At 36.7% G+C, this 14,638-nt stretch carries 11 protein-coding genes; 2 read left to right on the top strand and 9 right to left on the bottom strand.

Annotation, left to right across the window (positions count from 1 at the left end; genetic code table 11):
- Positions 1-259: 259 nt before the first annotated feature.
- The 6 genes from I6F66_RS05070 to I6F66_RS05045 all read right to left on the bottom strand — a co-directional run bounded on the left by I6F66_RS05070 (position 260) and on the right by I6F66_RS05045 (position 6,224).
- The gene (locus I6F66_RS05070; RefSeq protein WP_197119042.1) at positions 260-580 is read right to left on the bottom strand and encodes a hypothetical protein; all 321 of its coding nucleotides are present in this window, start codon (positions 578-580) and stop codon (positions 260-262) included.
- Positions 581-589: 9 nt separating this feature from the next.
- The gene (locus I6F66_RS05065) at positions 590-1,333 is read right to left on the bottom strand and encodes a nuclear transport factor 2 family protein (protein WP_165728790.1); all 744 of its coding nucleotides are present in this window, start codon (positions 1,331-1,333) and stop codon (positions 590-592) included.
- 251 nt (positions 1,334-1,584) lie between these two features.
- Positions 1,585-2,328, bottom strand: a complete 744-nt coding sequence (locus I6F66_RS05060) for a ferredoxin--NADP reductase (RefSeq protein ID WP_101164395.1) — start codon at positions 2,326-2,328, stop codon at positions 1,585-1,587.
- Between the two features lie 515 nt (positions 2,329-2,843).
- Complete coding sequence (locus I6F66_RS05055) at positions 2,844-4,442, bottom strand: ABC-F family ATPase (protein ID WP_197119044.1); 1,599 nt, start codon at positions 4,440-4,442, stop codon at positions 2,844-2,846.
- A 293-nt stretch (positions 4,443-4,735) separates the two neighbouring features.
- Positions 4,736-5,476: an ABC transporter substrate-binding protein gene (locus I6F66_RS05050; RefSeq protein ID WP_197177100.1), complete on the bottom strand. Its 741-nt coding sequence runs from the start codon at positions 5,474-5,476 to the stop codon at positions 4,736-4,738.
- A 7-nt stretch (positions 5,477-5,483) separates the two neighbouring features.
- Entirely contained in the window at positions 5,484-6,224 is a 741-nt protein-coding gene (locus I6F66_RS05045) for an ABC transporter substrate-binding protein (protein ID WP_197208861.1), read from the bottom strand.
- A gap of 195 nt (positions 6,225-6,419) precedes the next feature.
- Here I6F66_RS05045 and I6F66_RS05040 point away from each other — a divergent pair, with 195 nt between their 5' ends.
- Entirely contained in the window at positions 6,420-7,661 is a 1,242-nt protein-coding gene (locus I6F66_RS05040; RefSeq protein WP_197208860.1) for a UPF0149 family protein, read from the top strand.
- Positions 7,662-8,123: 462 nt separating this feature from the next.
- Positions 8,124-9,245: a cysteine desulfurase family protein gene (locus I6F66_RS05035; RefSeq protein ID WP_197116866.1), complete on the top strand. Its 1,122-nt coding sequence runs from the start codon at positions 8,124-8,126 to the stop codon at positions 9,243-9,245.
- An 11-nt stretch (positions 9,246-9,256) separates the two neighbouring features.
- On the opposite strand, the gene I6F66_RS05030 is transcribed toward I6F66_RS05035, so the two are convergent.
- Genes I6F66_RS05030 through I6F66_RS05020 form a run of 3 tightly spaced genes read right to left on the bottom strand, consistent with a single transcriptional unit; the run spans position 9,257 to position 14,463 of the window.
- Positions 9,257-10,153, bottom strand: coding sequence for a phosphoadenosine phosphosulfate reductase family protein (locus tag I6F66_RS05030; RefSeq protein WP_197208859.1), 897 nt, complete (start codon positions 10,151-10,153; stop codon positions 9,257-9,259).
- Entirely contained in the window at positions 10,137-13,535 is a 3,399-nt protein-coding gene (locus tag I6F66_RS05025) for an AAA family ATPase (RefSeq protein WP_197208858.1), read from the bottom strand. Before I6F66_RS05025 ends, I6F66_RS05030 begins: the two co-directional genes overlap by 17 nt.
- Positions 13,528-14,463, bottom strand: coding sequence for a DUF4007 family protein (locus I6F66_RS05020; RefSeq protein ID WP_197208857.1), 936 nt, complete (start codon positions 14,461-14,463; stop codon positions 13,528-13,530). Before I6F66_RS05020 ends, I6F66_RS05025 begins: the two co-directional genes overlap by 8 nt.
- Positions 14,464-14,638 lie beyond the last annotated feature (175 nt).

The raw sequence follows: 14,638 nt of genomic DNA, 5'->3' as shown, positions 1-14,638 counted from the left end.
TTTTTGTTTTCGGCTTTCTCATTCACTCCTCTTTTACTTCTCATTGTGCAAATAAAAGCTTTTAAAGGGCTAATTAATTTACAAAGAGCTTAAGAGGCGCTGCGCTTTTAGAGTAGTGATACATATTGGCCGATCTGGTTTTTCTCAGCTATTACTGATTACCTTATCTTTGTGAAAGAAATTACTTATATTTTTAATAATAATTAAAATAAAAACGTATTGCGGAGGGGGAGAATACCTAAGCAACAGCAATTAAACGCTATCGCTTAAAGTATAAATCAATCGCTTTAGTGAGGAGCTCGTCGAGCTGTTCTTCAAATTCTTCTATATCAATATCAAAATGCTTTAAGTACGCATGAGCCTGAGCAAGTGATAAATTACGGCTGTTAACGCTATATTGTCGCTCGTCTATGGCTTTATCGTAACGAGGTAAAAATACAAATTGGCCATAAAATGGTGACTTAATATGTTTATTTGCAAAACGACAAAAATCTTCAACATGCTCAGCACCCTTAGGGCCAAGGCAACCGGGCTCGATGCGATACATTAAGCGAATTTTTTTGTCGTCATTTATTTGCATATAAAGCCTTTATCTAAAAAACAGTACGCGTACTATTTTTCCATCTTTAATTTGGTAACTCGAAATAAGTTCTGAGCGTTTATCAACTACCTTTTCGTCAGTTGAGCAGGTTTCTGATAGTTCGTGATCAATCACTATATCGCCGTGCACTATGCGCTTAATTGGTGATGAGTGAATACACTTTAACTTTTTAAACATTAGCCCATAACGTTCTATTAGTTTTTCTTTACCTTTAAATAATAGCTCATTAGGGAAAATATAAAACTCAACGTCTTCGGCATACACACGAAGAAACTCTTCAATGTTACGCGCGTTATACGCTTTAACTAACTGCTCTACTACCGCAAGTGATTCGCGCGATTGCTTAGCTTTAGTTTGTTGCTTAACTGTCAGCGCTTCTTTTGCTTGCGTAACTGCTTTTTCAGCTTCGGCTACAGCCACTGCTTTTTCTATTTTATTTTTCGGCTTTTCAGTAGGTTTAATCTGCTCGTTACCCAATACCTTTGAATCGTCTGGTTTAGTCGCATCAATTGTTGGCTTTTTAAGCTCAGGTGCTTTGTATTCAAGCGTATTTACTTTGTCGTCAGCTTTGACTTGAGTTACTGATTGCTCATCTTCAACTTTTGGTTTTTCAACGTTTGCTTGAGCTTCAACTTGCTGCTCTTTTTGCTCAGGCTCGCTTTGTTCTGCGGCGTAAGTAATAAGCGCAACGGTGGTAATTAACGAGGCAAAAATAATAGATAACGGTTTCATAACTTTCCTAAAATGAACACTAAACACGTGTAATACCAATTACATTAAATAAGTGATCTATTATAGCGTCAAGAAAATAGCACAATAACAAGGCGAAAATTGTGACATATAGTTGTTCTATATGAATAACTTTTAACGCAGTTAGTGAGTTATTTAATGCGATAGAATGATCATATTTTTGATAATATTGGTATAAGGGTGCAACATAGCAAATTTTAACGTTATCGGATAGTTAATACCACCACTGTAGCCTACCAGTACTGCTCTACAGTAATGTTACCGGGTGCTTTGCGGCGGTTACGCGTAAAGTTTTTATCGAGAAGTAGCGCGGTGGTGTCTTTTACCATTTGTGGATTTCCGCAAATCATAAATTGCGCGTTACTAGGCTCAGGATTTAATTTTACATGTTCAAACAAGCCGTTGCTCTCAATAGCGTTAGTAATCCGGCCACTTAAGCCTTGTAATGGCTCTTCTCTACTTACAACAGGAATGTAGTTGAGTTGTTCTGGGTACACTCTTAATAACTCGTTAATAAGTGCCTGATAGCTTAAGTCGTTATTAAAACGTACACCATGCACTAAGTTTATGCTTTTGTATTTTTTCCATACATCGGGCTGTTGTAATATCGATAAAAAAGGGCCTATGGCAGTGCCAGTACCTAACATCCAAAGCTGATCGCTTTGTGGTATTTCATCAAGGGTAAAAAAGCCGGTTGCGTGTTGTTCTATAAGTACGGTTTCGCCAGGTTGTAATGTAGCTAAACGAGGAGAAAGCAAACCGTCAATAACGTTAATAAGGTAAAATTCAAGATCGGGGTTTTCAGGGGCATTCACATATGAATAAGCCCGAGCAATACGCTTGTCGCCATCCATTATAGAAAGCTTTGTAAATTGCCCTGCTTTAAACGGCTCTACATTAGCATTAACGGTTAAGCTAAAGAGCGTTTCGCTCCACCATGTTACGCTTTTTACTGTTGCTTCAACCCAATTAGACATAGTTACCTCTTGGTTTAGCCATTAAAGTTTTAAATAACTCACTCCATAAACATTAGCATTAAGTGACAAAGACTTACAGGAGAATATGACTAGATTTAAAGCTGTGATGTATGCAGAATTTACCAATAAAATAATGTGAATAATTAGCTCTGCGATAAGAGCCATTAATTGCATAAGGAAAAGCGAAGCAGCAGTAACTAAGAAAAATAAAGTCAAAAAAACAGTGCTTTTTTATTTTATCACTCACTTTAAAAGCGCTGCGTCTTATATCACCATTAGTGAATTATTTACTTGAAAAACTATTGCACTAGGAGAAGCCAAAGAGGAGTAAATGAGAAGAACCAAGCCAGAAAACGAGTATTTTATCACTGACTCTAAAAGCGTAGCGTCTCTTAACCTCTTAGTGAATTATTTATTTAAGCCTTTATTAATTAATTTTATAGTTAAACTCAAATTCCACACATAAAAAAACGGCGCTAAATTTAGCACCGTTTTTATAAGCAATTAGAAAAAGTTTACGCTTTTTTCTCTTCACAACTTGCTAGGTATTCGTCAAACGTACCTTGGAAGTCGATTACTTTTTTATCTTTAATATCAATGATACGCGTAGCTAATGACGATACAAACTCACGGTCATGGCTTACAAAAATAAGCGTACCTTCAAAGTCTTTTAATGCATTGTTAAGCGCTTCAATGGCTTCCATATCCATGTGGTTAGTTGGTTCGTCCATTACAAGCACATTAACGTCTTGCATCATTAACTTACCAAATAACAGGCGGTTTTTTTCACCACCAGAACAGTTACGTGCTTTCTTGTTTGAATCGTCTGCTGTAAACAACAAACGGCCTAACATGCCACGAACCATTAAATCGTTGTGCTTAGCTGTACGCCATTGCGACATCCAATCAAACAACGTTAAATCGTTTTCAAAATCTTTAGTGCTGTCTTGCGGGCAATAACCAAAGGTCGCATTTTCAGACCATTTAATTTCGCCTTCATTACTTTTAAGCTCATCTACTAAACAGCGTAAAAATGTAGTTTTACCCACACCATTTTCGCCAATTACAGCAAGCTTAGCGCCAGCTTCTAATAGTAAATCACCACCAGTAAATAACATTTCGCCATCAAAACCATGGCCAAGCTTATTAACTTCAAGCGCCTGACGATACATTTTTTTACCTTCGTCAAACGAAAGCGATGGGCTCATACGGCTTGAAGATTTAACTTCATCAAGCTTAATTTTATCCATTTTTTTAGCACGCGAACTCGCTTGCTTAGCTTTTGAAGCGTTAGCACCAAAACGGTTAACAAAGTCTTGTAGCTCGTCAATCTCAGCGCTCTTTTTAGCATTTTCAGCTAAAAGTTGCTCGCGTTGTAGGCCCGCAGCATCTAAAAACTTCTCGTAGTTACCAGGGTAAATACGCAGCTCGCCGTAATCAATGTCGGCCATGTGTGTACATACCGAGTTTAAAAAGTGACGGTCATGCGAAATAATAATCATCGTACATTTACGTTTGTTAAGCTCGTTAGCAAGCCACGTAATTGTATGAATATCCAAGTTATTGGTAGGCTCATCCAGTAGCAAAATGTCAGGATTTGCAAATAACGCTTGTGCTAAAAGCACACGTAGTTTCCAACCTGGAGCAACGTTTGCCATTAACCCGTAATGAAATTCTTTATCGATACCCGCTTCAAGCAAAATTTCTTCAGCGCGGCTTTCTGCCGTGTAACCGTCCATTTCAGCAAATACGCTTTCAAGATCGGCTACTTTCATGCCGTCGTCTTCGCTCATTTCTGGTAACGAGTAAATACGTTCGCGCTCTTGCTTTACTTTCCAAAGCTCCACGTCGCCCATAATTACCGCGTCTACAACGCTGTATTGCTCAAAAGCAAACTGGTCTTGGCTTAGGTTACCTAATTTCAACCCTGGAGTAATAGATACATTACCCGCACTTGGAACAAGCGCACCGCTTAAAATTTTCATGAAAGTCGACTTGCCGCAGCCGTTAGCGCCAATTAAACCGTAACGGTTACCGTTACCAAATTTAGCTGAAATGTTTTCAAACAACGGCTCTGCGCCAAACTGCATCGTAATATTTGCGGTGGAGATCAAAAAGGGTAATCCTAGATTAGTACTGACAGGAGTACGCTGCAGCAAAACGCCACAAACAAGAACCAGACAATAGGGTAAATTAGCTGGCGAATTATACAGATCAGCCACAACGAATGAAAGATAAAAGGCAGCTAATTTATAACCAAGCGAAAATAACGACAATTCTCAATTTTAAGCCACTATTTTTAGCGTGAGCGGTGGTGCTTACTTACAGTGGGGAATGTAAATAAGCACTAACGCCAGGCAATATTAAAGAAGTGTTGCAGCCAAAGAGCTAAGTTATTGCCCATGCTTTAATGCACAGGTTGATAAATTAACTTTATAGCAGCCGCATTTTTAGTAATTAATTGATTAATGGTCGCCACGTCATCAAGTGTTAGCGACTCCTTGCTTAGCATAAAATGCACATTGTTAACGTTAATCGGTGTAATAGACTTTACCTGCGTAATTGAGGGGTGTTTTTTTACAAAGTACTGCGCAACCACAGAGTCTTCAATAACATAGTCGATTCGTTTTTTATCTAGCATGCTAAATCGATTATTTGCTTGAGCAGTAAGCACTACCTGTGTTGAATACTTAGTTTTTAGTTGTTCAAGCTCGTTACCAAAAAAGCTTCCTCGGTTAATACCTGCTGTAAAATCTTGACTAAAAAGATCAGCCAAGCTGGTTACATCAGCTGAGTCTTTATGCTTATAAAGGTGCATAACTTCTTCGCGGTATGGCAAACTAAAGTGCGCATATTGAGCACGTTTTTTTGTGTAACTTGCCGCGTAGGTTATATCTACTCGGCCATTTTTAAGCTCAGCTTGAACACGCGAAAAACTCGGGAAATAAGTCCATTTAATACAAAATTTTGAATCTTTAAAAATAGCGTTTACAGCATCCACTTCTGTGCCTAAAAATGTATCACCTTGCTTAACAAGGTAAGGCGGCCAATTAGTTTCGTTAGTGCCCATTACCAATGTTTTTGAACACGCAAGGGCATTAACGTGAGTAAATAGCAGTGTAGTAAATGTTAAAAATAAAGTTTTCATTACACTCCTAGTATTTAAACAGCGCTTTAAGTGCTGTTTTGTTTTTGTTTATATGCTCATCAATTACTGCAAGCTCAGTAACCGATACCGTTTTTTTGCTAAACATTAAATAAATATCGTCTTTATTTACATACTCAATGTTGGTTACTAATTTTATATTTGAGCCTTTTTGGCCAAAATAAGCCCCCACCAATTCGTCTTCAATAGCAAAATCAATACGTTGTTTATTAAGCATTTCAAAGCGTTTGCTGGTTTCACTCGTGTATTCAATTTGTTTTTTATGCGTTGTTTTATATTGCTCAAACTCCTCGCCGTAATAGCTTCCAAAGTTAGCGCCAACACTAAAGCCTTGTTTAAAAATATCTTCGAGGCTTTTAACACTATGCTGATTATTTTTGTTTTCGTATAAACGCATAACCTCAGTTCGGTAGTTATCGCTAAAGTGCACATATTTAGCGCGTTTATCGGTATAACTTGCAGCCCATCCTAAATCAATACGGCCGTATTTAAGCTCAATAAAAGCCCGCTTAGAATTTGGTAGTAACTTAACCTCAAAACAAAAAGGGGAGTCAGCAAATATAATGTTAAGTGCATCAACCTCCGAGCCTTGCAGCTTACCGTTAATGCCCATTACATAAGGCGGCCAAAAAGCATCGTGCGATGCCACGCTAAAGGTTCTTTCACAAGCAAATACATTAAATGGAGCCGTAAACAGCAAACATAAAAATACGGTAATTAATTTATTCATTACGCCTCATAGTTATTATTTTGCTCATTATTACAACAGTATAAGCCAGCTTTTGTATTTTAGCGGCACGGGTTTGTTTAAATTTGTAAATATTTCGTTAAAAATTAATTTTAGGATAAAACAACCAAACTAGCGTTGTTGGTAACCTTATCTATGGGTACACTAATAATAAATTAATACATAGCAGGGCACGTTATGTCGCCAACTAAAATTCGCAACAATGTTATAAAACTCAGTGAATTAAGCACTAAACAACCAAACTACTATTTTATACAAGGTTATTTAATGGGGTTAGGTGCATTACCCCAAATGCTTCCCCCGAGCGAGTGGCAACCTGATTTATTTGGAGATATTAACCTTCAAAAAGAGATCGAGCTAAAATACCTCGAAAGCTTAATGGCTCTGTATAACCAAAGCATGGATAAAGTAATTCAAAACGAATTAAAAATGCCAGCAAAATGCAGCCTAGCCAAGCAAGACTACCGAGATTCGCTAAAGCCGAATATGCCCCTACCAAGTTACTGTAAAGGGGTTTTACAGGCGCTTAAACACATAAATAAACGTGCACTTAATGCACTACAAAAACAGGCTGTTGATAGTCTAAGCGGCGTTTTAAAAGCGTTTACTAGCGAAAAAGCAGCGGCAAAAGTATTTGGTGAATTTGCCCAATATAACGCCCAAGAATATAAACGTAATTATGTGTATTTTATGGCCGACGCTATTTTTGAACTTCGATTTAGTAACGACCTAACTTTAAGTGATGAAGATGAGGCACAATTTAACAACAGCTTTTTAGACGAAGAATCAAATGAATTAGATGAGCTTGATGAACTACTTGAACTGGTTCTTGCCGACACAGAACTAAAAGCACTTGAGCCAATGCTGATGCTTTTAGAAATGATGGAAGGGCACATAACAAAGCAATTTATTAAAGACAACACAGGGCACTTTTGGGGCTTGCACGAAACCCGCCCTTATATGATGCTTCGCGCGCATCGAGCAAAAGTACACGCACTGCATGGCTATACCCAAAAAGCGCAATCAGAACTCGAAGAGTTATTAACGCTAAACCCAAACGACAATCAAGCAAACCGCTTTTTATTAATGAATTGCCTAATAATTAATAAAGAATGGGACAAGTTAGACGCTCTATTGGTTAAGTCCGACAGTGAAGAGCTACACGCAACAGCAAGCCGTGCGCTAAGTGCTTTTGTAAAGCATGGTGATTCAAAACCAGCTAACGATTACAAAAAAATGCTCCAGCAGCAAAATAAACACTTTACCAAAATACTTACAGGGCAAGAAAAACTAAAAGAACAACAGCCGCCATACTTCAGCCCAGGCAGTAAAGAAGAAGTCGCTGTTTATCTTGATTCGTTAGGTAAGCAGGCGTGGATTTCGGTGCCATCGAGTCTTTTTTGGCTAAGAAAAAAGTAAACAAACCTAAACGCTAGTTAATAACTAAACACGTAACTTAAAAATGCTAAGCGCGATTTATATCGCGCATAACTCCATCAATAGCTGCTTTCAACTATCTCGCCTTGTTTAAGCTTTTGCATCGTATAGCGCGCCACACTTCATTTTGACCTCTTAATCGGTCATTAAGGTGTTAATGACCGATTAAGCGGTATTTAGCTTGTTTGCAAATTATAAGTAATAGTATGAGAGTCGCTCATTATTGGTATGTTGATATTTTAGAGCTGAAGCTTTTAGTTAAGGTGATCTGGTGTCTCGTTAGCAGCAAAGGTTGGCAAGCGCCCCTTAGAATATGACAACACACTAGAGGAAGACAGAGAAGGTCGTGAGCTTTAGCTTTTTTAAATTCATTATTAAGCGGGTTTAAATTAATGATTAAGTACTTTATGGTATTATTAAACGCTCAGATTAAGGATTAATTAAATGATATATCTTGATTCAGCGGCTTCGTATCCACTACTTCCAGAAGTTAAAACATCTTTAATAGATGCATTCGATAATTGTTATGCAAACTCAGCCTCAGGTCACATTTTAGGTGAAGCGGCTTTGCAAAAAGTAGATAAAGTAAGAGAAGAACTTGCTGATATGATTGGTGCATATCCAAGTGAAATTATTTTTACTAGCGGTGCTACTGAGTCTAATAATATAGCCTTCAAGAGCATATTACTTAATAGCGATCATCCAAAAGACAAAAATCATATTATTATTAGTGCTATTGAGCATAAATGTATTTTTGCTATTTGCGAGTATTTAAAAGGCGAAGGCTTTGAAGTGTCCATTGTTTTGCCAAACAAAGAAGGAATTATTGAGCCTAAAAGTATAGTAAGCCTGATCAAACCATCTACAGCAGTTGTTTCTGTAATGCATGTCAATAATGAATTAGGAACGATTAATCCCATTTCCGAAATTGGTGAAATATGTTTTGAGCACAATATTCTTTTTCATAGTGATGCAGCGCAAAGCTTCGGGAAAACTGAGATTGATGTAGATGATCTGAATGTTGATATTATGTCGTTTTCAGCTCATAAAATCGGTGGTCCAAAAGGTATTGGAGCTGTCTATATTCGAGACTTGCGTAAACGCTCTCTAACACCTGTTATTCATGGTGCAGGGCAAGAGCAAGGAGTTAGAGGCGGAACAGTAGCAGCGCCGCTAATAGTCGGTTTTGGAACGGCAATAAATACATTTCCACACAGTTATCTAAGCTTTGTAGATAAAGGGATACGTAACTACTTGTTAAAGCAGCTTACTATTGCTGAAATCCCTTTTTCTATAAACGGTAATGAAAAAGCTTTACCGCATATGGTTTCTTTAACTTTACCTAAAACAAATGTAGGTATTTTGGTACGAGACAATGAAGAGCTCTTTTGTTTAGCTCAAGGCTCCGCTTGCTCTTCTAAAGAAATTGAAGCGTCACATGTTTTAACTGCATTAGGTCTGAGTCGTGAAGAAGCTGAATTTACTTTTCGCATAAGTTTTACGAACGAAATCACCACCGCAGATATTAATCTATTGATTTCAGCTATAAAAAAAGCGGCTATTTAGCCGCTTTCTTATTATTTATAGCATGTTACACAGGCTCCACCGCCTTCTGCTTCATCATAAATATCATCTAATTCATTGAATTCACATATACCGTTAAAGTCGCCTAACAGTGCATTGCGACGCTTTTTCTTGTTAAAGCGAGCAACTTTCTTCTCGTGATTTTCAATAATTCTTTTTTGTACTGCTGGGTCTTCTAATGTTTCTAATGGCTGGCCTTGACCCATCCAATAAAAGCGTTCACCTACAGTAGTATTGTTGTCATCGCCTTTTTCAAAAGCTTTGGCTTCTTCAAATAAATCAGGGTGCTTTTCCATAAGCTTAACCCATTCAATTTTTCTCTGATAAAAACAAAATGTACAACCAGAGCGAGAGCGCCATTTATAATATTCAGGCAGTTCTAGACCATTGCGCTGTAATATATTTTCTATGTCACTTCTTACTATGCCGTGTTCTCGAAATGGAAATACTGATTCAATCGGTTTTTCAATGGTCATATAGCCAGAGCGATCAGGTTCATCTGCTCTTATGCCAACATAGTTTTTGATTTTATAGCCATCTTGAATAAAACTGTCTAACCACTGCTCAAATGGCTTTAACTTCATTTGAACAGTACACCATCTATCTCTTTGCGACGGTAAGTAATTACCATGCTCTTTTAAAAGATGAGCAAAGTCTTTTTCACCACGCCCTTCAATATTATTTAAAGAGCGGGCATTTAAGCGATGAATATAACCAAGCTTCTCTTCTAGCTGATCTATAAAAGCATTTGTTTCAGGTAACTCATAACCTGTATCGGTAAAGAAGTACTCTACGTCTAGTTCAGGATAAGTCTCTTTAACAAATAGGGCTAAAGCGCTACTATCTTTACCGCCCGAAAGCCCTAAAACATGTTTAATTTTTTCCGTCATCGAGCACCTCAGATTCTGTTTGATCCATCAAATTAGTTAAAAGGCTTGTAAGTGCAGCAAGTTGCTTTTCTTTTGGCATTGTAGCTATCGATTCTTGAATACTGCTTACAGCAGACTTAACGTCAGCATCAATCGCTAAATCATGCTTAATAAAACTACCAAACTCTAAGTGGTTACCATTACTATCTGTTGTAAGAAAGGCAAGTGGTTTGGACGTACCTTTTGCTTGTAAATTACTAAAGGATTCAATTCGTCTAAATTGCACACATAAATTTTGTAATTCATCTAGCCCAGTACGCAAAAGCTTGTCTGTCCATTTTGGCTCAGGCACACCAGTTAATATATTAATTACAAACTCAAATTTAGATTTACCATCAATGAATTGTGACAAGCGATTTGCTAAATCTTTTACTTTAGGACGTTTAGCTTCTTTTTCAACTATGTCGCAGCGGGCTTTTAAAACACTATTAAAATCTTCACCTAACATATTAATAATAATTTGTTTAAAACCAGTGAGTAGCATTTCGTGTTGAGCACTCAAGTCTTCTATAGCTATTTTTAAATTACTACCTAGCTTATCTTCAAGCGTTGGGTCGTCTTTTTTGAATCCAAAAACAGCTGGTAAGTCATCAAGTATTAGTTTGAAAGGGTCATTAGCCGCAATTACTTTATTTCTAAAGTCTCTTGCTTGCTTTGTTAATCCATTCGTTTTATCACCAGTAAAACTTTCACCACTGGTTTTTTTTACCCAGGCAGGAAGCTTATGTACTATACCTACAATATGCTTAGCAATATTTAAAATAACAGCTTTATTTTTAACTTCCCCTAATGTTGCTTGAGCAAGGTTATCCAATAAATGACTTTGAATTTCTGAAATTTCAAAGTACCTAACACCTGCTTCAATCGGATGTTTATATATTTTATTTACTAATTCTTCGTCAAGTTCAGGTATAAAAATAAACTGATTAGTTGAATCCCAATCGTAAAAAGCTACTTGCCCTTCAAGTGACTTTAAAAGAGCTAAACCATAAATACGGCATAAACCAGCAGTTAAACCATATGGTGGCAGCATCCACATTTCATAAAGCTCAGCCATCGTTACTTGTTTTGTAGTTGAGTTTTTCTTAATAAACTCAAAACCACTTTCAAATAACTCATGCATTTTAGGGTTTGCTTTTATAGCGTCTTTGCTCCACTCACTTGGGAACAAGAAACCTTCAGGCGTTTCGCAGTGCCAACCTTTACTCTTTAAACAAGAAAGATATAGCCCTTTTTCTGGAGGAAATGATTTTTCATCAAAACCTAAATCTTTTTCATCGCCAAATCTAAACATTGCATTCATTAGCTTACGAATAGCACTGTTTGCACTACCAGAAGGCTTTGAACGGTTCACAAGCTCGTTTATTACTACTGGTGACTTGTTAAATAGATCATTTGCAATTTTTGAGGCGATAGATGTTAAAGGTGCCGTATCTAACTTTTTACCGCAATGAAACCAATCAGCGTTTTTGTAAACATACTGCAATTCATGGTCAACATTAGACTGCGCAAATTTAATCCGATTCTCTAGCTCATTTTTTGCAATTAGATCATGCGTTATTTTTTTCTCGTCTTTGAGTATTTGTTTTAAAGCAATTAACCCAATAGCAGCATTTTTAAGGTTTGAAAAGTCTTCAAACTTTCCAACAATACTGAAAGGCATTGCTTCTTCATGAGGTTTAAGTGCTTTAGCAATATCTCCATTCACGCATAAAATAAACGTAGCAAATGCTTCACCCGTTTTAGGTTGGGTAACAAATGGCTTGATAAGATCAACATCGTATTTGTTTATCAGCTTTGTAGTTGCCCAGCGCATAGTACCTGTTTTATGGTAATGTGCCGTTGCTAAAATATTTTGCGGTATATCACATATTTCAGTCCAATCCACACCATAGCTTATGGCTTCAATACGCTCATTGATAAGGTTATTAATGTCGATATCACTACCTTGAAACACAAATAAAGCATCGTGTTTTTGTCGGTAAATAATGACCGTCCAAGTCTCTAAATCTATCAGAGATTGCATTATTTCGGCAGCTTCATAACCGCGACTAACGAAGTATTTTTTTATAAAATCACGTTTGCCATGTAACTGATGATGAAAACCAAAGATAGTGAGTAGGGCGATTAACTTAGTTATAGCTGTATGGAGTTCACCGCCTTTTTGCTCTGCTCTATAAATAGCATCACAACCCTCTAACCATGCCTTACTATCTTGAGAAGTAACAATTAAATGATGTAAGTTATGATGTAAATAATCCCAATACATTTCAGGACGATATAGATTTAACGCTTCATTGAGTTCGCTATACTCTGTTTCTAAGAACTCTCTGAACCCATACTTTTCATGTGATGCTAAAAAGCCAAACAAACTACGTTCATTTTGTGAAAAGCGGCGACGAGAAACAGGGCCAAGTAATAAACTAACTATAGGATCAAGCGGTAGCGTATTACTTAACGCATCAACATTTTTGTTTTGATTTACAAACGCAGAGCTAACAGCGTCAACTAACTTTTCATACTTTGACTCAATAGCTTTTACTACTTTAGGTGCTCTAAATATTGAATCACCAACAAGTATTAAAGATTCATCAATTGAAGGGTTAAAGCTTAAGTCTCTATAGCGGCCTTGAACTTTACTCCACTCTTGCTGTGTTTTAACGTCTTTATTTTTAGCGTAATCAGAGAATGCTTGATGTAAAAAGCCAACCAGTAATACAGGGCGCTTAGTCTGTTGAACAATATCGGCCAGAGACTGAAATAAATGTAAGTCTTTATTTGCACGCGATTGATAGTCTAAAGCTTTGCCCATTTCGTCGAGTAGAATTAAAACGCCGTCTTCATTATCACTTTGTTTTTGTAGAAGAGATTTAATCTTGGCTAAACATTCATCATCATTAAGAGCCAGAATATCTTCAGTATTATATTTAACGTTAAATGCTTTCAATAAACTGATTAAAATACTATTAGCAGGCGCTTCTAGACCGCAAACATGTTTAATTGTTTTCCAGCCGTTAGTAATTTTAAATCTAGCATCAAACTCAGTAATTACCTTTTGAGAACTATTAAGTTTGCTCAGTGCGTAATTACGTTGGTCTGAATCAGTAGAAAGTAAGCAAGATAAAAATAAGGCTACAGTTGATTTACCAGAACCATAAGGACCGGTGATTGTATATGCTCTTTGCGTACTACCTTCAAATTCACGGCTAACAGTATCAAGTACATTTATCGCTGTACCATGTACAATAAAATCATCAATAAAAGGTTTTAGGTTTGCACTATCAACATCAATGCGAGTGGAGCTTTTATATCGTTGGTTAATTGCAATAATAGATTCAGACATTGTATTTGCCGTAATAGTCATTTAAGTAATTGATAATATTGTTTTTTGCAGAGTCAGAGACATTAACTTGCCTTAGCCCTAGTGAATCAACCCATGATATGTTTTTGTTAGTATGTTCTTGAGCTTCATCGAGTTTTTGCCCTAATCCAGATTCAGACAACCTAAATATACGTCCCGGTGAACACGGTTTAGTCAGTAACGAATCAAAGTCAATAGTACTCACGTTAGAGTCAACGGTTTCTACTTTGAAAAACTCAAGTAATGCATATATAAATACGTCAATAGGTAGCTCAGGTCTTTCTGTTAAATTACTAACATAAAAAGAACGACCATTGTCTTGCACTAAATTAAGCTCGGCAAGCGGAGAGGTGAAGTGATCTTCATCTATTTTTTTTGTTGTTGTCTTAACTTTCTTACTGTACATATTTAAAAAACAATCCATGTCTTTTTTTATAGTTGTAACATTACCAACTTCACTTTTAACTAAGCGTTTTGCATCTTCATAGCAATCATCAATCAGTTTTGATTTCTCAAAGTGCTGAACATTAGAGTAGTTAAAAAAGTATCGATATGCAGTTAAGTGCTCATCATTAAAGTTTAACCAAAAGTGCAACAACCATATAGAACCCGATAATTCTAAGTAAGGATCTTTACCATCATTACCAAACAAATATTGCCCTTTACCCTTAGTAACTTTATGCAGAGTTTTATTGTTTTCTCTTTCGCTTTTTATAATACCGCTCGACTCAGCCCAATACTGAATCGCTTTAACCATATTTTTACCAACGCCAAGCTCAACAATAGAATGACGAATACTTTCTTCGTCAGAACTTGAGAAATTACCATTTGAATTCAAATGATTAACCGCTTTGAATAGCCATCCATAGCGCAGAGGGAAAGTATCATGACCTGTAAATTTAGCTTTCATAGCTTTTTGAGTGCCTCTGGAGAAATTGTCCAAGCGGCGATATTAACGTGAATTAAGATTAAGAGGAAGACTTCTAGGTAATTAATCAGTAAAAAAACTGTACCTTTATACAGTTTAATTTAATTTATCTCAATACCTTGTAGATGTAAGGTCTTTATTGTAAAGTTTTGAATAT

It is taken from the genome of Pseudoalteromonas sp. NZS100_1 (assembly GCF_015864285.1).
In the GTDB taxonomy this organism is placed as follows: Bacteria; Pseudomonadota; Gammaproteobacteria; order Enterobacterales; family Alteromonadaceae; genus Pseudoalteromonas; species Pseudoalteromonas arctica.
The sequence above is the reverse complement of the archived record's forward strand: the minus strand, read 5'-3'. Positions and strand labels throughout refer to the sequence as shown.

Bases quoted from the DNA above. Each gene is read 5' to 3' on its own strand.
- I6F66_RS05065 (WP_165728790.1), bottom strand. From the start codon at position 1,333: ATGAAACCGTTATCTATTATTTTTGCCTCGTTAATTACCACCGTTGCG.
- I6F66_RS05020 (WP_197208857.1), bottom strand. From the start codon at position 14,463: ATGAAAGCTAAATTTACAGGTCATGATACTTTCCCTCTGCGCTATGGA.
- I6F66_RS05050 (WP_197177100.1), bottom strand. From the start codon at position 5,476: ATGAAAACTTTATTTTTAACATTTACTACACTGCTATTTACTCACGTT.
- I6F66_RS05070 (WP_197119042.1), bottom strand. From the start codon at position 580: ATGCAAATAAATGACGACAAAAAAATTCGCTTAATGTATCGCATCGAG.
- I6F66_RS05030 (WP_197208859.1), bottom strand. From the start codon at position 10,153: ATGACGGAAAAAATTAAACATGTTTTAGGGCTTTCGGGCGGTAAAGAT.
- I6F66_RS05060 (WP_101164395.1), bottom strand. From the start codon at position 2,328: ATGTCTAATTGGGTTGAAGCAACAGTAAAAAGCGTAACATGGTGGAGC.
- I6F66_RS05045 (WP_197208861.1), bottom strand. From the start codon at position 6,224: ATGAATAAATTAATTACCGTATTTTTATGTTTGCTGTTTACGGCTCCA.
- I6F66_RS05025 (WP_197208858.1), bottom strand. From the start codon at position 13,535: ATGTCTGAATCTATTATTGCAATTAACCAACGATATAAAAGCTCCACT.
- I6F66_RS05035 (WP_197116866.1), top strand. From the start codon at position 8,124: ATGATATATCTTGATTCAGCGGCTTCGTATCCACTACTTCCAGAAGTT.
- I6F66_RS05040 (WP_197208860.1), top strand. From the start codon at position 6,420: ATGTCGCCAACTAAAATTCGCAACAATGTTATAAAACTCAGTGAATTA.